Genomic DNA, 20338 nt, shown 5'->3' on the forward strand with positions numbered 1-20338 from the left:
TCTGTTGTTCTAGATAAGGAATAACAATAGCCCCATATTCTCGTTGGTGCGCTTCAGCATAGGCAAATACCGAGGCAAAGCCTAATAAGTGCTGGAGTACATCAACCTGATTGTTGTTTACAGCCCATCTAAAAGCCCAAAAATCAGCAGCGCCAATCATTGCTTGGACTTTAGCTGGCGCTTTTGACTGCAAATAACGAAGTACCTCTAGATGCCCATGTGTTGCTGCCATTCTAAAAGCCCAAAAATCATCAGCAGCAATCATCGCTTGTACTTTATCTGGAGCCTTTGATTCCAAATAACAAACTACTTCGAGATGACCATTTGCTGCTGCCCCTTTAAAAGGCCAAAAATTACCAACCGCAATCATTGCTTGTACTTTCTCAGGCGACACTTTGGACTCCAAATAAGTGAGCATGCCAAGACAGCCAGAGTAAGCCGCCAAGTCAAAAAGAGCTCTTGCCTGTTGCTCAATAACTTCTGCATAACCTGGCAGGACTAGCACATACGCTAAATTATCCTGGCGGTTAAGCATGATGCTCACCTCAAGATATGCCATGGGCGATAAGCCTATCTGTTGTGCCAGTGCCACTAATTGCTCTTGATTAAGATTGGGATGACTGTACACCACAGCAAGCCATAAACATTGTCGCTCTCTCTCTGCCTCAGGCATGACAAAATCACGTAAACAAGCAAATAATTGCGCGTTTGTATGGGTTTGCATCACCGGAATGAAACCATCCAACAACTCATTCTTAAATACCTTATAATCATTCATTAGCAATTTAGGAATTAATCGAGCTTGAGGATGAGCTAGGCGTTGTGCCTCAGTCAGAATGCGCATGATAAAGGATCAAATAATTTCAATTAGAGCGAATTGTGAACAAATATTGATTATGGAACAAGAAGAGCAGGCCTAAGACAAGAATTTAATAAGACTTACCTGATCAGCTAGCCAACTGATTTTAAAAGAATTTTTTCGGAGATAATGGCAAAAAAAACATAAATACGGCCGTATTTATGGAGCGGTCCGGATCCGTCCCTACCTCACAATAATAAATGCTTGAGTTTGAAATGAGGCTGAGTTACTGAGTTAAATTTGTCTCATGCCCTCATGTTTCACTTGATTTTTGTTTTAATGACTTCTCATACTTCGTCATCCAAACCAACAATTCATTTAATGGCATTGGTTGCGCAAAATAATATCCCTGAGCAATAGCACAGCCCCATTTTTTTAATAGTTCAAGTTGCTCAACATTCTCAACACCTTCGGCAATCGACTTCATGCCTAAGCCATGTGATAATTGTATTGTTGTCAGCGCAATAGTCGCGTCATCAGTTTTTTTTTCTAGCTCGCTAATGAACGTTCGATCTATTTTTAGAAAAGACAAGGGCAGTTTTTTTAATAGATGGACTGATGAATATCCTGTACCAAAATTATCCAAAACAAAGCGAATTCCAAAATTACTGATGACCATCATATTGCTTATTATTTTGTCAGGATCTTTTATAAAATAAGCTTCTTTAATCTCAAAATAGATTTTTTTCGGATTGATCTGATATTGGTTCAGCAAATCCTTAACAAGGGTGGTAAATGAAGTACTTTCAAGTTGTTTTATTGAGATATTAATAGCTAAATGAAGGTTGGGTCTATTTTTACTAATTTCCTGATACTCATTAAATGATAGCTGCAATATAAGTTGTCCAAGTTCATATATGATTCCCCTATCCTCTGCTATTAATAAAGATTCTACCAGAGGTAAACTTTTCAGCATTTCATCTTCCCATCTTAATAATGCTTCAACTCCTACAATTTTGCGGCTGACTGTATGTACCATAGGCTGATAGAACACGTGATATCTTTTTTCTCTAATTGCCTGAAGCAAGGCTAATTCAATTTGATTATATTTTAGTGCTCTCTCATTAGCATACTCGCTATAAAAAGAAAATGTCGATTTACCCAATTCTTTAGCCTGGTACATGGCAATATCAGCGTTCTTAAACAATGTTTCAGGATCTTTGCCATTTTTAGGGTAAATTGAGATCCCTATGCTTAAAGAGGCCTTCATATACTGATTATCGATTAAAATTGGTTTATCAAAAGTCATTAAAATCCGTTTGAGAATTTTTATCAAATCATGGGTTTGATATGCTTCTTCGAAAATAAGGCCGAATTCATCGCCACCAATTCGGGCAAAATAATCAGTATCACGTAACTGAGCTCTGATTAACCCAGATAAGATTGATAAAAATTTATCTCCAGAAACATGGCCAAACGTATCATTGATGAATTTAAAATTATCCACATCAATAAAACATATGGCAAATTGCTTTTTATTTCTCTGCGCACGTGCGATAGCATGCTCAAGAAAATCAAAAAAACTCAATCGATTAGGTAATTTAGTTAAGGGATCAGTATGAGCCATTTTGGCCAGCTTAATACCGTTTTCTAATCGTTCAGAAATATCACTAAAAATAATAGCTGCACCTTTAACTGTTTTTTTGATAATTATAGGGATGCAGGTATACTCAACCCAAAAATAACTATGATCTTTCCTCCAAAATACAGACTCATTAGTTTTTATTACCATTTTTTCACTGATCGCCTTATAAACAGATAAACTTTCCAGTGGCGGTGATATTTCATTTAGTGCTTTTTCAAACAAAATTTTATAAATAGGCTCTTCTTTTAATTCATCATTTGAATAGCCCAATAAATTTTCAGCAACGGTATTAATAAAGGAGATATTATAGTTCGCATCAATCCATAAAATTCCTTCTCCAGTAGCATTTAACAAGAGTTTGGTTTTGGCTTTTTCAGTTTGTAGCTGCAAGGATCTGGCATTTGCAAGAGATTCAATTAAATAACGCTGTCCATAAAGTATGAATAAAATAATATTCATTAATACACAAAATAATAAAGTTGTAGTCAACGACAGCCATAGCTGCCAGGAATATTCATAATTGATAAAATAAAGAGATGAAATAGCCTGAATATTCCATAGTTCTCCTAAAAACGAATGGCTTAGTGAAATATGAATCAATCTGTTTGTATTTAAATATTCTGTATTTTCGTATATCTTATAGACTGCGTTAGGTGTTGAGTGATTAGATTCTTGTTGAATAGTCAGATTTGAGTAATTCACAAAATTATCAAATGTATCTTTAAAAAGGTCTAATAAGTTGATTTGTAACACTAATAATCCAGCAAGCTCTCCTTTCATATAAATAGCTGAAGCAATAAAAACCTTAGTTATTTCACCCTTTTTCGTTAAGACCATCGAAAAAAAGGGAGATTTGTCTTGAATACGCTGCTTAATGATTTTACTTAAATTGGGATTTGACAATAAGTCATAACCTATTGGGAGCGTATCCTCACTCTTTGATAAAGAAAAAAGTACTGGGTAATATTCTGACTTGTTCTTTTCGGGATAATATTGCCCTGTACTTTTATCAGTAATTTTTATCTGATGTATTTTATTAAAATCATTACGGTTTGTGACTTTAGGCACCCATTGAACTGATTGAATTATTGAGTTTCTCTGTAACAAATTGCCGCCAAGATATTGAAAGTCTGCGTTAGTAATTGAAGGTTTTAAAGCAAGAAAAAATGCCAACTCCCTTCCCATTTCAGTTGTTAAATTAAGCTTGTCAGTCAATTGATGAAGTTTGTATTTAGTGGTTTCCATAAATTCGGATTGCACTCGTTTTATCTCAGACTGACGATAAAAAAAATACGCAAAAACAATAGTTATAAAAACGATGCACAGTGGAATCAGGATAGGAGTTATCCGACTTCTCCATAATTTTGCAGGTTGAGCAAAAACGATCAAAAAAACTGGCGTAAAAATTAGCGCACTAATACTGTCTCCTACCCACCAGGTAACCCAGCTCGTGAGTAAATTTTGCGAAGGTAGAATAGCAATAAAATATAATCCAATATTACCAATAGTTGCAGCAACCACACAAGAAACAGGGCCAGTAAGTAGTGCAAAGATGAGTATATCTTTAGGCAACTGCAAGGGATTTTTTAATTGAATAAAAAATTTGACAAGCCACCACCCCAATATCACCTGAAGTACCGTTCCGACTCCGACAATGAGTCCAGCGACTATTGCTAACTGATTTAGCGCGTTAGTAACATTAATGAAAGTTATATAGATATTGAGGATAAAGGAACCAATGAATACACCAGGTATAGTTTTCAAGCCCCAAACGAGTACAAATCCTAGCGCAATCCCATAGGGAGGCCAAATCGCAGTAGCATAGCCAGGAGGAACGGCAATCATCAATCCAATGTATCCTGTTATGATATAAATAAGGCAAACTGCCAGATTATACTGGACTGCATTTTTCAAAGCGTTCTCTCCATTAACTTTTTAGAAAAATTCCTATAGAAAGACCTGTTTTATCTTTGAAGTTATGTCATTTACAAATCACACTATATTCTTTTAGTGTAGGTTAATTTAGTTTAGCAAGCTCAAAACAGGCACAATAATTTTGATAAAATAGTCCAACATCTGGTAATTGGTATTGTAATAATGATCGTTTTTTACGAGATGGAACTCTTAATACACTTTTGCATTATAAAGTTTCATGCATTTGTGGTCTAATAATTAAATTCTGGTGCATCTGGCACTGGCTTCAAACCATCTACATCCTTTGAAAGTGCAGTGATCAAAACCGTACTTGATATTTTTGCTGTATTACACAATTCTCGAAATGTATCTTCATTTAATTCAGTAGAATCTAGTAAACACTGATCGAGTAATTTTCTTACATTTCTCAACTCTTCCGAGTTCGCTTTGGTTGAATTGCCACCATCGAATAGACTGTGTTTGCTAAGGAGCGTACTGCGCAAATTCATTTCAATGTAACTTTTTAGAGTAAACAAAACAGAACACATCTTGTTAGATATATGGGGAGTATCACCTAAAACAGTGACACCTTCGCGAAGAAGTAACTTCACAATATCAAGATGACCGTATACTGCCGCCATATGAACAGCACTGGTGCGCTTGTTCATGTCAACACCATGATCTAGTAACATTTTTACTAGTGTTTTGTGCCCAGTCCTTGCAGCAAACGAAAGAGAATAACAGCTCTGATCATCGATCTGAGCACCCTTTTCTTGCAAAAACTTCATCATCTCCGGTTGATTGTATTTAGCCGCGATAAAAAGCAGCGGATAGCGTGTGCTTGATGGGTAGTAGCTCGAATCTGAGCTAACGTCCACTACAGTAGAATTAACATCAAGTCCAACCATCTCCATCATAACTTGTACCACACCGACGTGGCCGTTCTGCAAAGCAAATAAAACGGGAGTATAACCATCCGACAGTGCTTGCGATCGGGATCGCGTAGCATGTGGTGCATCTTGTTGATATATACTTGCCCCTGCCTTAATGAGTACTCTCACAATGTCCTCATAGCCAAGTATTGCCGCGCAATGTAATGGCATAAGGCATTGCATTCCATAAGAGAATGGCTCATTAACCGAATGGAATCTTACAAGTGCCTGCAACTTATCATGCTGCCGAAAAATGATCGCTCTTTGAGTCGGCGTAATGAGATGTGGATAATTTTCAAACTGGCTTTCCATAAAGTCAAAAATAGGTTGAGCAGCTTGGCCATGCTGATGCAATACATGAAATAAATTTACCCCATGCCTGTTCTTTGTATTAATTAGGGTGAAAATAGTTTTCCATCCCTTGTCCATCGTAGCTCGACTAAAAATTTCTTGTATTTTTTTCAAATCACACAAGTGTGCATAGAAAAATAATTCTCTTATAGGCAGGGGAAGTTGCTTATCTAGCACGTTCGCAAGAACCTGATGATGCCAATGAGCATCAGGAGAACTAAGCATGCGTTCATGTTCTTCTTGAGGAAGATGTTTCGCATGCACACCCCTCCAATAATCCTCTGCTTTAGCTAATTCAATAAAATTGTGATTCAGAGAAAAATACAACACAACTGCTTCAGGAGGTAGTTCATCAAAAATATGAACCAAAACCTCAAAGGGAAGAGATTCTAATGAAAACGGCTCTATATCCGGCATCTGGCTTGCAGCAGCACTTGCTGCATCTCTTTTTGATTGAGACATACCTTGTCCTAGGCTTGTTTACATTCACTGCCATTGTATAATTATAGTACACCCATCCTTGATGGGGACAGACCAGAATGGACCTCTGAAAAAAAGAAGCAGATTATGATTAATTGTTACAATAAAAGACTGATTGACCACTTGAGGATTAGATTTTTCTGATATCCTGCACAGCTAGAACCATGATTTTAAAATAAGCGCTGATTTAACGCTTTACTCATTTAAGAATAGATGAAATTGTTGTTGAAATCCCATCATCAAGCAAGCGCTCACCTTTTGTAGCGAACGGGCCTCCTTCCATGGACGACAGCTCATTCTTAAAATGTGAATTAAGGGTAGGATTAAAACCACCTTCCGATTTGGCAATAACCATCGTTGCAACGCCATTACCTATTAGGTTAGTTAAAGAACGAGCCTCCGAAATAAATCGATCTATCCCAAATAATATGACTAATCCTTCCACAGGAATAACATGCATACTGGTCACAACTGTAGCCAACGCTATAAAGCCACCGCCGGTTACATTTGCAGCTCCTTTAGTAATTAGCATGATCATAACAACCATCATAATTTGTTGTTGAAAATCAAAATGAATATGGAAGATCTGAGCAAGGAACATGATCGCCATTGTAAGATAAATACTCATTCCATCAAGATTAAACGCATAGCCTGCCGGCAAAACAAATCCCGCAATGGATTTGTTACATCCAATTTTTTCAAGCTTATTAATCATTCTTGGCAAAACAGCCTCAGTTGATGCTGTACCTAACACAATAAGGAGTTCTTCTTTTATATGTTTTAAAAAACTCCAAAGGTTAAATTTAAATAATTTAGCAATCAAGCCTAAAATTATGAATATAAAAAATATGCAAGTAAGATAAAAGCACGCCAATAATTTACTCAGCATAACCAAAAGGTGCGTTCCATGCGCCCCGATGGTATACGAAATGGCACCGAAAGCACCAATGGGGGCCGCTTTCATAATCAGTGCAACGATAGAAAATAAAATCTCAGATAATTGCTCTATGAGATTGATAACTGGTTGCGCCTTGTCTTTGACCCGTAATAAACCAAATCCCAAAAGAGTAGAAACAAATAAAATTTGTAGTGTATTGCCTTGAGTAAAAGCACTAATCAATGTATCTGGAATAATACTCAATATAAAATCGGTCGAACTAAATTTAGTAGTATGAGCTGGAATAACAGGAATATTGGTGCTATCTAATGAATGAATATCAACATTTAAACCAGCCCCTGGCTGAAAATAATTTGCAACAGCAAGCCCTAAAAACATTGCGATTGTCGTTGCTACTTCAAAATAGATTAATGCCTTTATACCAATTCGGCCTGCTTCTCTTATATTTTTTAAGTTTAGAATGCCCGTAACAACAGTAGAAAAAATAATTAACGGTACTACAGCACGAATTAATTTGATAAACCCATCACCTAACGGTTTCATTTTTGTAGCGACATCAGGATAAAAATATCCCAATACAATGCCAATGATAATAGCAAACAGTATTTGAACATAGGGTTGCTTATAAAACTTAAATATTCTCATATCCAATTAGTTAGTGCGTTTGAGTCAAGATATTTGTTTAGCCCCCTTATGATCAGACACAACAAATGTCATCAAAAATAATGAGATTTCTTTTAGATCAAGAGGGAGATCTATTATACACTTTAAACATTGCTTTTGTACTTTCGCCAAACAAGATTATTACATCGAGTTACAAACCATGCTTTTTTTGACGTCGCTGATGAAACACATAATACAAACCAGGCAACACCAATAGAGTTAAAAACGTAGAAGAAACAATTCCTCCAATCACTACCGTTGCCAATGGGCGTTGTACTTCAGAACCCGTTCCTGTTGCTAATGCCATAGGTACAAACCCCAACGAGGCTACTAAAGCGGTCATAAGTACTGGCCTTAGTCGAGCCAAAGCCCCTTGCATTACTGCATCCTTTAAATAAAATTTTTTTTGTTCACGTAGTTGATTAATAAAAGTAACCATGACCAGACCGTTGAGCACGGCCACACCCGACAAAGCGATAAATCCAACACCTGCTGAAATTGACAACGGAATGCCACGCCCCCATAAAGCAAACACCCCACCAGTTAATGCTAAAGGAATGCCGGTGAAAACAAGTAATGCATCTTTTACATTACTAAAACTCATAAAAAGTAATAAAAAAATACCAAGTAGTGTAACAGGTATAACAATTTGTAAGCGTTGTGAGGCAGATTGTAATTGCTCAAACTGCCCACTCCAGCCAATCCAATAGCCACTGGGTATTTTGACATTTTGTTCGATGTGCTCTTTTGCAATATTTACAAAAGAACTTAAGTCACTACCCCGAACATTGGCACTCACTACCACACGACGTTTACCCATTTCACGGCTGATCTGATTAGGCCCCTCACTTCGCACCATTTTCGCGACTTCACTCAAGGGAATAAAATGGCGCTCATCATCTTTAGATACGGGAAGTGGTACAAAAATTTGACGTAATACATCAGGATCAGTACGTAACGACTCTGGTAATCGTACTACGATATCAAAACGCTTATCTCCTTCAAAAAGCTCCCCACCCTTCTTTCCGCCAGAAGCAATTACAATTGCATCTTGAACAGCACCAACTTGCAGACCATAACGCGCCAAAGTTCCGCGATTAATTACCACCGTCCAAAGAGGTAATCCACTCACTTGTTCGATTTTAACATCTGCCGCTCCGGGTACTTTTTTAAGTTGTGCACTAATGTTTTCTGCAATTTCCAATAAAGTATTCATATCATCACCAAATACTTTGACCGCAACATCACTGCGAACCCCTGAGATCAGTTCATTAAAACGCATTTGAATGGGTTGGGTAAACTCATAATTGTTTCCTGGAATTTGCCTCACCGCATTTTCAATTTCCTGTACTAGCTCTTGTTTGGTTTTCTTGGGATTAGGCCAATCCTTACGCTGTTTTAGAATAATAAAGGTATCTGCAACATTAGGTGGCATAGGATCGGTTGCTACCTCTGCGGTTCCCAATTTTGCAAATACTGCTTTCACCTCAGGAAATTGTTTCACTCGCTTTTCAACCAGATCTTGCATGGCAATCGCTTGGGTTAAGCTTGTCCCTGGGATACGCATGGCATGCATGGCAATATCACCCTCATCTAAGTTTGGAATAAACTCCCCACCCATGCGCGATGCAATGAACAAGCTCAACACTACCAAGATAACTGCAGCCCCTATAACCCAACGTCGTGCATGAAAACAACGACGCAAAACTCGCGCATACCCAATTGAAAGATAATGCACCAGCCAATTTTCTTTTTCCTGGACTCGACCTCGTAAAAAAATAGCAACCGTTGCAGGTACAAAAGTTAGTGCAAATAACATTGAAGACATGAGCGCGATAATGACTGTTTCTGCCATAGGCAAAAACATTTTGCCCTCTACTCCCGTTAACGTAAGAATAGGAAGATACACTACGGTAATAATAAAAATCCCAAAAATGCTGGGTCGAATCACTTCGGTAGTTGCATAAGAAATCACATTTAAACGTTCTTTAAGTGATAAAAGTCGTTGTGCCTCATGTTGTTTTTTCCCTAAATGCCTGATGCAATTTTCTACAATAATGACCGCTCCATCCACAATCAAACCAAAGTCCAGCGCACCTAAACTCATAAGGTTCGCACTTATTTTATTAGATACCATACCCGTGATTGTCAGTAACATGGATAAGGGAATGACCATCGCGGTAATCAAAGCGGCACGTATATTTCCTAAAAATAAAAAGAGAATGATGCAGACAAGCATCGCGCCTTCAAGTAAATTGTTTTTAACCGTATTGATCGTTGCATTAACAAGTAAAGTGCGATTATAAACAATAGCAGCCTCAACTCCCTCAGGCAGAAACTTGTTGATTTCTTTCATCTTCTCAGCAACTCGTACAGAAACCGTTCTACTGTTTTCCCCCATCAACATAAACACCGTGCCCAAAACTACTTCTTGGCCGTTTTCAGTAGCCGCGCCAGTGCGTAGCTCTTTACCAAAGACAACATCCGCTACATCACGCATACGTATTGGGGTTCCTGCAAAATTAGCAATCACGATATTTTCAATATCAGGAATGTTTTTTACTTGTCCGGGAACACGAATCAGATTTTGTTCGCCGTTACGTTCGATATAACCTGCGCCAACGTTAGCATTATTACGTTGGAGGGCTTCAACCACATCACTTAAGCTTAAGTTATAACGCACTAACTTGGAGGGATCTGGCGTAATATGAAATTGCTTTTCAAACCCTCCAATAGTATTCACTTCCGCAACTCCCTCCACATTACGTAATTGTGGTTTAATAATCCAATCCTGAATAGTACGTAAGTCCGTAGGGTTGTAACGTTGGCTTTGCGGCACATTGGGCTTATTGGTTACCGTGTACATGAAAATTTCACCAAGACCCGTAGAAATAGGTCCTAATGTGGTTTCAGCTTCGGGTGGCAATTTGTCTTTGACTTCTTGTAAGCGCTCATTAATCAGCTGTCTTGCAAAATAAATATTAGTACCGTCTTTAAAAACCACGGTCACTTGGGATAGTCCATACCGAGATAAAGATCGGGTGTAATCGAGATTGGGTAGGCCACTAAGTGCTAACTCAATAGGAAAAGTGATCCGTTGCTCTACCTCAAAAGGAGAGTATCCAGAGGCTTGGGTATTAATTTGTACCTGAACATTGGTGATATCTGGAACTGCATCAATAGGAAGTCTTTGAAAATTATAAATACCAAATAAAGCAATAATCATTGTAAACAACAGGATAAACCAACGATGTTTTAAAGAAAAACGTATTATTTTTTCTAGCATCTTTAATCCTTAGTGCTCATGGCTTGCGCCTTCTTTACCTAGCTCTGCTTTAAGATAAAAGCTGTTTTTAGTTACATAATGCTCTCCCGCATCAAGCCCTGACACAACTTCAACCCATTGCTTATCACGTTGACCAAGCACTACGGGTGTGGCCTCAAAATAATCACCTTGCTGGACAAATACAACGTCTTGCTCTCCAATACGCTGCAGTGCTGCAAGAGGCACCGCTACCGGCACTGTTTTTTCTTTGATGATAATATAACCGTTGACATACATGCCCGGAATCCACTCGCGTTGCTCATTGGGTAAAACCGCTCGGGCCAAAGTCGTTTGACTATCCTCTATCCCAAGAGGGGCAATGTAAGAAATATGACTCGTCGTTTTAGGTTGTCCTTCATCACCAATCACAATAACAATCATTCCATTTTTTACCAGAGGAGTTTCTTTGCGATATAAAGTAAAATCAGCCCATACGTTGTTTAAATTGGCAACATCATAAATGGGTTTGTTACTTTGGGCTAATTCACCATTAGTGACATATTTTTGCACTATGGTTCCTGTTATAGGTGCATTAATGTTGTAATTTTGTAAGCTTTCATTACTTTCAATCGTCGCTAATAAATCACCTTTAGACACCTCATCACCCAAGTTTTTATTCATCACTTTAATAATACCTGCATAACGTGCATAAATAGGTGCCATAGTATCGCGATTAGGTACAATTTTTCCCACCACTTGTAATTGAGTTTTTATGGTTTGGCTTTCTGCTTTTTCTGTTTGAATATTCGCAGCTTGCAACATAGCAGGAACTAATTTGATCCTTCCTTCATAAGTATTATATTGCCAGTTGTAGGATTTACCCGAAATCATTAATTGAAGCGTGACATCAAATGAATGTGGTTCTTTAATAACTTGGTCGCTTTGTAAAAAATTATCAATGGGACTAAATGTGACCACTTCTTTTTTTCCATTAAATCGGGTTAGTTCTGCAGTAAATTTCGCTACATCAGGAGAAATAGCCTTTCCATCTTGATAAAGATAAGCACGAAAATGTGGGGGCATACCTCGTTCAAAGATTAGCAATTCAAGTGCAATATTTTCCTTTTTAAAAAGTCGACCTCCCTGCGGGCCTTTTTCAAACTCTTCTTGAGATTCATTTTTTTGAGGCTCGTCTTCGGCGCCAAACACCATGGGTGTAATTAGCGGCGACAAAAAGACAATTAAAAATAACAAAGAGGCAAATTTTTTTATAAATTTCATTTACTTTCCTTGGTCGGATGCAAACCTAAAAGACCAGTCAATTGAATAAGTGCTTTATGAAAATCAGCATGAGCTTGTTGGTAATGGCGTTCTTCTTCATATAAGGTATTGAGCGAAGTGGATAATTCAATATACGTATATCGTCCCATTTGATATCCATCTTGAGCCAATTTAATTGACTTACGCGCTAATGGCAGCAAAGATTTTGTTACCAACTGCGCTTCGTACTGACTTTGTTGCGCTTGCAAAAAGGCATTGTATGCGTTTTGACGCACTTCTAGACGCGTCCCTTTAAACTCAGAAGCTGTTTGTGTATATTGTGCTTCAGCAGTCAAAATCTTTCCTTGATTGCGGTTAAACACAGGAACATCGGCAAAAGCAGACATCACCGCAGCATTACTGCCGTCATCCGAAAAATGTCGACCACCCAATTGAACGTTTAAATCAGGCCATACTGATTTTTTAACTGCAGTAATGGTGGCACGCTTGGCTTGTAATTGCAGCTGCATTTGCAGCATTTGTGGACTCTGCGGAACTTTTTTTAATAGCGCGGGCCAATTTAAAACCACATCAGGTAAGCCTTTATCAATTAAAGGCCTATCCACTCGGAGACCATCACCAAGTAATCGTGATAATTTAGCGCGTAAGAAGAGCGCATCACGGCGTGCCTTTTGTTCTTGGATACGCGCATCCCCTAATCGAATTTGCGCCAGGCGTAAATCAAGTTCAGCACCTACACCTGCTTTAACTCGTTTATCAATCGCAGCCACAATGTTTTGATTTAAGCGAACCAGTTTTTGGGTCACCTCATGCCATTGAACTGCGTAAAATACATCAACATAAGCGCTCCCTACCGCCATATATAATGCCGCCTTCTGAACATTGATTTGCGCTAAAGAGGCTAAATAATCTGCATAAGTAGCTTTTTTTAAGTAGTTCAGACGACCGCCTAAGGGAATCGGCTGCGTTATAGAGACAGTCGTTTCTGCTGCTTCATAGCTTGAATAACTCCCAGAACCACCAAAATTCTCTGCTGTTAAGGTCAACTGTGGATTGGGGTACAAACCACTTTGAATAAAGGCTCCGCGCATAGCTTGTGCTTTATCCATTTCTGCTTGTAACTCCGGGTTATTGCGACATGCAATCTCCAAAGCTTCGCGGAAAGTCAAAGGCGATGCCTGGGCAAATGTTTTTTGCAGCAAAATACTGAGCAAAAACACACTAGATAAATTGATGAAAAAACGCATTCCCTTCCTTTTAATCATTTGAGATTTCTATATGATTAAATGCAAGCCCCCCGTCAATTTTTATAATTGTGCCAGACATATAACTCGATGCGTTGCTAGCAAGCAATAAAATACAACCATCGAGCTCCTCCAACTCAGCTGCTCGCTCATAAGGAACGGATTTTATCGCTTTTTTTCCATCTTCAGTTTTTAAAAATTCAGCAACCATTTTGGTTTTCATGAAGCCCGGCGCTACTGCGTTAACCCGAATATGATGCTCTAAAAGTTCTAAGCCCATGCTTTTTGTCATATGTGCAATAGCTGCTTTAATTGAATTGTAGGGAATTAAATCCTTTTGAGTACGGTGATAAAGGGAGGAAGATAAATTAATAATAGACCCTGAGACTTTTTTATCAATCATACTGGCCGCTACCGCCTTTGAAACGATCCAGGTCCCCAGCAAATCAACTTGGTATGTTTTATTCCAAATTGATTGTGTTACTTCCATAAACGGTTTGTATTCAATTACAGCCGCACAATTAATTAAGACATCAATGCAACCAAAAGTTTCTGTGACTTGAATCACAGCCTGTTCTACCTTTTTTTCATCAGTAATGTCCAGATGCAATTTAATTGGCTGATGTTTCGTTGTTTTGATTATTGCTTCAGTTTCATTTAAGCCTTCTGAATTAATATCAGCATATGCGACTTTACTGCCTAATCTTGCAAATAACGCAGCGCAATGTTGGCCAAGCCCGGAAGCCGCACCTGTAATTAAGACCGATTTATCTTCGACTGAAAATAATTTTTCCAAGTATAACATCTTCTATAAACTCCTTTTTGATGAAGAACGATCTTTGCCTAATGCTTTGGAGGGGGTAAATCCATCTTACCATATTCAAGATATAATTTTACTTAATAAATGGGGAATACAAACTTTATTAGTATTACATAACATATGAACCTATGAGATCAAATCTTGAATGTTGAATTAGCAATCAACTTTCAAGACTTGAACCCATAAATTACCAAGTACTTATATCAAATTATCCCACTTGAATCTGTAAGCCAGGCGCAACTGGAGGCACAGCAGGTTCTTTACGAGGACTCTTAAAAAAGGCATGCGGACTTAAGGAGCCGGGCTTTATCGGAGCAGCATCAACATTCACCTCAGCGACATGCGATGTACTTTGTACTGGGCTGTGACTTACAGATGCGGGTAACATGAGAACAATACTTTCCTCTTCATCAAGCCCATTACTCTCATCATCCACTACAACCAACTCATCAGAATGGAGTTTAATATAAGTCGCACCAAGCCCTGATCCTGTCTTAAATGCTTGTGAATAACCGAATACTGCATTCGCTGTGAAATTACGAGCTAAAGGATTCTTCATAAACGCTTGATCATTAACATCAAACACAGCACCAAAATCGATAGGCATTAAACCATATTGAGTGTGCATAAAATTGTTTGGTTTGGGATCAGACATAACAAACCCACTTTGATACATTTTTAATAAATAATCTTGAATCTCTTCCCAAGTTGGCTCCTTCCCAGTAAAAAAGGGCATAATTAATTTACCGTCTTCTATAATTGCTTTCTCTACGGGAATCTTCATTACATCAATAAAATGATTAAAATTATCTTTTTCCGATATCGTGGTAGATATGAACTCATTCGATTTAGCATTTGTAGTGAAAAACTCTTTAACCGCATATTGCTGATGAGTTAAATTGTCTTCATATAAAGAAACGGAGCCAAAACGTCCAGCGCCTAGCTTCTTGATTAACTTACATGACTTTAACAACATTGGGTTTACTCCACGCTTTGATTGCCGCAAATCATACCAACTGCCTATTTAAAATACAAAATTTATTATTTAACTACTCCAAAAGATTATTTTTTTACACAAAATAAATGTTGAACTATATTTTAAATATGTACATTCTGCTGAAGAATTAACATGCCACATCCAAAATATATGTCTTTCCCACCACCACCTCCCCCTATTCCTGATAATGGTATACCGCTTACGCCGCAGGAATGGGCAAAAGCAATGTTGGATAAAGATGTTTTTTATAAGAGAATTAAATTAGGTAATAAAGAGCTTGATCTTATGAAAACAAAGTTAGGTGCGGATATCAGTATATTAGACCTAGGTCGGCATACAATTGCTTTGTTTAAAAATTTTCCACCAGAGTATGTTGATTATTACAAAGCACTCCAAGTAGAAATTGCTGCAAGAATTCCTGAGGAACAGGATCGACCACTAATTTGCCTAGAGATTAAAGGAAGTAAGCGCATAGAGGATAAGTCTCCTGCCGATGTTGGCATGGCAGGAGGTACAGGACCATTATCTGATGCAACCGCCTTAGAAAATCTTGTGCGTCATATGTCTGAGATTGGCAAAGCTCCATTTGACGAGAAAAGACAAGAGATTGCAGTAGCAATGCAAAATTTTTCGGGTGTTATGTATTCAATGCCCCCTCCTAGAGATAAAGAACACGCACATGATGGTGCTTCATTTCTACGTTTATACAAAAGTGCCAGACAAGACATGCCTTGTACTTCTTTACACATCCTTACCAACACAGGCCATTCTAATAAATCGTATTTTGGTAACGATTATCTCCTTGGGAAAGCAAAATTTGGAGACGTTGATGATATGACAATAAAAGTTGCTCATCGAATTAAAGTGGCTTCCCAAAAGCGGCCTCCTGGTGAGCGTGTATTAGTATTGGGAACAACTGACGCGGCTCACAAAAAATTATATCCCAATTTATTAAGCAATAGAAATCTTGAATCAGTTTTACCTACAGGAGTGTTTGAAGGACCAGATCCTCAATCCTATTTACAAAAAGCCGTTCATGCAGTCAAAAAAGCGTATTATGGAGAAGAAGCTCAAGTCTATTTACAAACAATTATCAACCAAGCTAAAGCCGGTAAAGTAAACGATCCTATGCCTAATGAAGAACGCACTTGTGGTCAAGCATTTGTTGACTTTGCTGTTCACTTTGCAAGAAATAGCCAATGTACCGCATTGCTTTTCAGTTGCACAGAGATCCCCATGCTCCTGCATACCAAAGTATCAGCAAACAGTGAACAAACTTATGAGGATCTATTGAAAGAAGCATTACCCAAAACTATTGCATATTACGATACAGAAAAAATATTTGTTGACGAAATTGCCAAAAAAAGTGCTACCTTGCAACTACATCCAGAGATGCGATCGACTTCTTCCTTAAGAAGAGGCGGATTATCACATTATCATGTACTTCATGCTAAGTTGGATAAGGTTAAAGAGGAGATACTAAAGTATTGCCATAGTTTCATAGACTTAGATAATGAATTACATCTTCAAAAAAGAAATGTGCTATTGGCTACGTTACAATTTTTTGAAGATGGTAATCAACAAGCATTAGACGATGCAAAAGCAAGAAATCCACGGTATGCTGACGCAAAACTACGAAGCAACACTCTCGCTTTAGTAACAAAAGGAGAGCGATTAGCTGCTCTTGTGGCGGCTGAGCAAGAAAAAATGCCTTCATTTCAGGAAATGAAAGCACAACTAAACGATGGTAGAAAGCAAGAACTGGCAAACGCGGAGGAAAAGGAACCTCCAGTCATGTTGCAGGCAGGTAATTTTTAAATAACTGAACCATCTCTTTAATTTGATCATTAGAGCACATAAAAAATGCGGCCTTCAAATCCTATTTGATTATGTTCCCAAGAATGAATCACTTTTTATTACTCATCAACTTTCGGAATAGCCTCCTGTAACATACCTATCATAGGTCTTTTTAAACTGCCCATTTCTTTGAAACTCAATTAAGGCATCATTAATCTGCTCTAATAATTTACTTTGATCCTTATTTATCGCAATACCAAACCCATATCCAAAGACAAATGGTTTGCCAAATGTCGAAAAGACTGGAATTTGAGAAGCCCAATACTGGGCTGACAATGCATCTTGTAAAATAAAGTCCACATCACCATCACTTAAAGCCTGAATCAATTCAGGAGTTGAATCATAATTTATAATTTGGACATCAGAAAAGCCTGAGTCTTTAATTGCTTGTTCAAAATTAGTGCCTGCCTGAATGCCTATTTTTTTTCCATTAAACGCATCTTTAGAAAAAAGAACATTGGCCCATTTTTTTAACGATAGATATTGCACATCACTTGGTAGGTAGGGTAACGAAAAACTGACAAGCTGGTTTCGTTCCGCAGTAATTGTGATGGACGCAATGCCTATATCTGCCTCACGTTTTTCTATACTGGATATAATAGTATTTTCGAAGAAACCAGAGCGATATTGACACTCCCGATGTATATAGCGACAAATCTCCTCCATCATTTCTATATCAAAGCCAAATAATTGCTTATTTGCTCCTTGCATAATAAAAGGAGGGTTAAAAATTTCGGTAGCTACTATAAGTGGGCGCAATGAATCAGCCTGAGACAAAGACGTAAAGCAAGAAAAAATCAATAAAAAAGCCAAACGACTTTTTATAACTAAAAATCCTAAGAAATAGGAAATTCTGGTTTGTATCATCACCAATATTCCTTGTGTTATCAACTCCTGTTTTTAAAGAATGTATCGTATTTTTCACAATGCTTCAATGCTGGCAATGCAACCTCTTAAAAGAGGTAAACAGCATTTGAAGTCAATTACTGACAACAAGATACCAGTCCTCATGTTTTAATATGATTTTTTCTATCTTATTGTAAAATAATCCAATATCATCCGATTTACTCAATAAGACCCTTGTAATATCAATAAGCTAAGGAAAGTTATGATTGTTATCTTCGTCCATGGTTGGAGCGTCACACATACCAATACTTATGGAGAGCTTCCACAATGGCTTGAACATCAGAGCAAAGAAGGCAAGTTGGATATTCAAGTTGGTAATATCTATCTTGGGCGTTATATCAGCTTTGACGATACAGTAAAAATCGACGATATCGCTCGTGCATTTGATCATGCAGTGCGTGATGAAATTGCTGATAAATTGCGCGATGGAAAGCGTTTTGCGTGCATCACACACTCTACCGGTGGCCCCGTTGTTCGTAAATGGATGGATTTATACTTTAAGAATAATCTTGCAAAATGCCCATTGAGTCATCTGATTATGCTGGCTCCTGCCAACCATGGTTCTGCGCTTGCTCAACTTGGAAAATCGCGGCTAGGTCGTATAAAAAGCTTTTTTGAAGGTATCGAACCGGGACAGCATGTACTTAATTGGCTTGAGCTAGGAAGCGATATGAGCTGGCAACTTAATGAAAGTTGGCTTGATTATGATTGCACTGCTCATGGCATTTATTCCTTCGTACTTACTGGTCAGAAAATTGATCGCCAACTATATGATGCGGTTAACTCCTACACGGGAGAAGCCGGCTCTGACGGAGTTGTACGGGTAACGGCTGCAAATATGAATTACAGTCTGTTAAAGTTACATCAAGAGGGACATAACGGTGAAAGTCTTGCCGTCGCCAAAATGAAAAGGTCACAACCGATGGCTCTCGGAGTTCTACCTGGATGTTCACATTCTGGTAAAAAAATGGGAATCATCCGTAGTGTTACTATGGCTAATGCCACCACGCATCCTACCGCTATATGGGTCTTACGATGCCTGCAAGTAAAAAGTCGTGACACCTATAATACAGTGGCAAAAGAGCTAGAAAAACTTACTGAAAAAACCCAGAACAATGAGCATACAGAACGAGTAAAGACACTTATCTATCAGCGCGACTACATCACTAATCGTTATTCGATGATTATATTCCGACTGATTGATGACCGAGGCAATCACCTTGACGATTATGATCTTTATCTCACTGCTGGCCCCAAATACAGCGAGAATGCACTTCCTACGGGTTTCTTTGCAGACCGCCAGCAAAACCAACGTAATCGAGGAAAACTGACTTACTTTCTAGACTACGACATCATGGAATCGGGGATTAACACCCCCATAATGCAAGGTAATCTTGGGTTTAGAATTAAGGCACATCCTGAAGCAAGTGACAAAGCCCTTGCCTATTACAGGATGCTTGATTTTCATTCCTCACTTGCAGACATTAACAAAATTCTCCATCCAAATGAAACAGTAATGGTAGAAATCATGCTTCAGCGACGAGTAGACAGAACGGTATCCCGGATTACCAACAACCTTACTCCAGCAAAAATTAGTGTGAAACCAACTGGCAAAAAAGTAGATTAACACATAGCATTTCAGTGTAACTTTTATATAAGGTTGATACTGTCTTTCAAGAGACAGTATCAACATTTGCCTAATTAAATAAGCGCTAAATTTTTAGTTCATCAATACACAATTGCATTTTATAATGTGGCACTGGATGCCATGAGGCTATAAATTCTTCAATGATTTTAAAACCAGCTTTTTGATATACATGAATGGCGCGCTTATTCGCCACCTCTGGGTCGATCAGTACCATCTTGACATCAAAGAATTGACTTAAAATGAACTCTTGTATCATTTGGACAGCTAATCCTTTACCTATGTAATCCAAGTTGCAAATAAATAAATCTAATGTAATTGCGCCCTCTGGATACTCTTCTGATTTTTCAACTTCAGAAGTAATCAGATAAGCAAATGGAGTTTCATTATCATACGCAATCCAATGTGTAGCCCAAGCCTTACCATTACTTAAAAATTGCTCAATATCTTTGATGGTGTTCTTTAACCCTTCACCATGCAGCCATTCACTAATATGTGGTTGATGAATCCATTCCAAAACGAAATCATGTTGTGATTTAACCATTGGTTTGAAGCAGAAACGAAACTCTTTTGAAACATTACTAATCATGCCTAAGATACTCAATTATTGTAAAAATACATAAAATTGTATCATTTTGCTT

The 20338-nt window shown here is 38.0% G+C and carries 12 protein-coding genes and 1 pseudogene; 2 read left to right on the plus strand and 11 right to left on the minus strand.

All coding sequences use genetic code 11. The features are described from left to right. The 9 genes and pseudogenes from BGO44_RS18235 to BGO44_RS18275 form a co-directional block, all read right to left on the minus strand. Positions 1-844: pseudogene (locus tag BGO44_RS18235) on the minus strand (hypothetical protein); the annotation flags it as partial. Between the two features lie 268 nt (positions 845-1112). Further along, positions 1113-4358: an EAL domain-containing protein gene (locus BGO44_RS18240; RefSeq protein WP_273199416.1), complete on the minus strand. Its 3246-nt coding sequence runs from the start codon at positions 4356-4358 to the stop codon at positions 1113-1115. Between the two features lie 251 nt (positions 4359-4609). Beyond that, positions 4610-6103, minus strand: coding sequence for an ankyrin repeat domain-containing protein (locus BGO44_RS18245; protein WP_273199418.1), 1494 nt, complete (start codon positions 6101-6103; stop codon positions 4610-4612). A 217-nt stretch (positions 6104-6320) separates the two neighbouring features. After that, a complete protein-coding gene (gene dctA, locus BGO44_RS18250) occupies positions 6321-7664 on the minus strand; it encodes a C4-dicarboxylate transporter DctA (protein WP_273199419.1) in 1344 nt (447 codons plus the stop codon). Between the two features lie 169 nt (positions 7665-7833). Then, positions 7834-10968, minus strand: a complete 3135-nt coding sequence (locus tag BGO44_RS18255; RefSeq protein WP_058509568.1) for a CusA/CzcA family heavy metal efflux RND transporter — start codon at positions 10966-10968, stop codon at positions 7834-7836. Positions 10969-10977: 9 nt separating this feature from the next. Continuing rightward, a complete protein-coding gene (locus tag BGO44_RS18260; RefSeq protein ID WP_058509567.1) occupies positions 10978-12228 on the minus strand; it encodes an efflux RND transporter periplasmic adaptor subunit in 1251 nt (416 codons plus the stop codon). Beyond that, entirely contained in the window at positions 12225-13475 is a 1251-nt protein-coding gene (locus BGO44_RS18265) for a TolC family protein (protein ID WP_058509566.1), read from the minus strand. Before BGO44_RS18265 ends, BGO44_RS18260 begins: the two co-directional genes overlap by 4 nt. 10 nt (positions 13476-13485) lie before the next feature. Further along, the gene (locus BGO44_RS18270) at positions 13486-14268 is read right to left on the minus strand and encodes an SDR family NAD(P)-dependent oxidoreductase (protein ID WP_162264117.1); all 783 of its coding nucleotides are present in this window, start codon (positions 14266-14268) and stop codon (positions 13486-13488) included. Positions 14269-14500: 232 nt separating this feature from the next. After that, a complete protein-coding gene (locus BGO44_RS18275) occupies positions 14501-15268 on the minus strand; it encodes a serine/threonine-protein kinase (protein ID WP_058509564.1) in 768 nt (255 codons plus the stop codon). Between the two features lie 153 nt (positions 15269-15421). On the opposite strand from BGO44_RS18275, the gene BGO44_RS18280 reads away from it, so the two are divergent. Further along, positions 15422-17107, plus strand: coding sequence for a hypothetical protein (locus BGO44_RS18280; RefSeq protein ID WP_058509563.1), 1686 nt, complete (start codon positions 15422-15424; stop codon positions 17105-17107). Positions 17108-17212: 105 nt separating this feature from the next. Here the strand turns inward: BGO44_RS18280 and BGO44_RS18285 are convergent, their stop codons facing one another. Continuing rightward, complete coding sequence (locus BGO44_RS18285) at positions 17213-18013, minus strand: transporter substrate-binding domain-containing protein (RefSeq protein WP_058509562.1); 801 nt, start codon at positions 18011-18013, stop codon at positions 17213-17215. Between the two features lie 241 nt (positions 18014-18254). Here BGO44_RS18285 and plaB point away from each other — a divergent pair, with 241 nt between their 5' ends. After that, positions 18255-19679, plus strand: a complete 1425-nt coding sequence (gene plaB / locus BGO44_RS18290) for a phospholipase PlaB (RefSeq protein WP_273199422.1) — start codon at positions 18255-18257, stop codon at positions 19677-19679. A gap of 85 nt (positions 19680-19764) precedes the next feature. Here plaB and BGO44_RS18295 read toward each other — a convergent pair whose 3' ends face one another. Further along, positions 19765-20286 carry a GNAT family N-acetyltransferase gene (locus BGO44_RS18295; RefSeq protein WP_058509560.1) on the minus strand — a complete coding sequence of 174 codons (522 nt, stop codon included), beginning with the start codon at positions 20284-20286 and terminating at the stop codon, positions 19765-19767. Positions 20287-20338: the final 52 nt, after the last annotated feature.

Origin of the sequence: Legionella sp. 39-23, from assembly GCF_001897665.1 — a bacterium.
GTDB lineage: Bacteria > Pseudomonadota > Gammaproteobacteria > Legionellales > Legionellaceae > Legionella > Legionella steelei.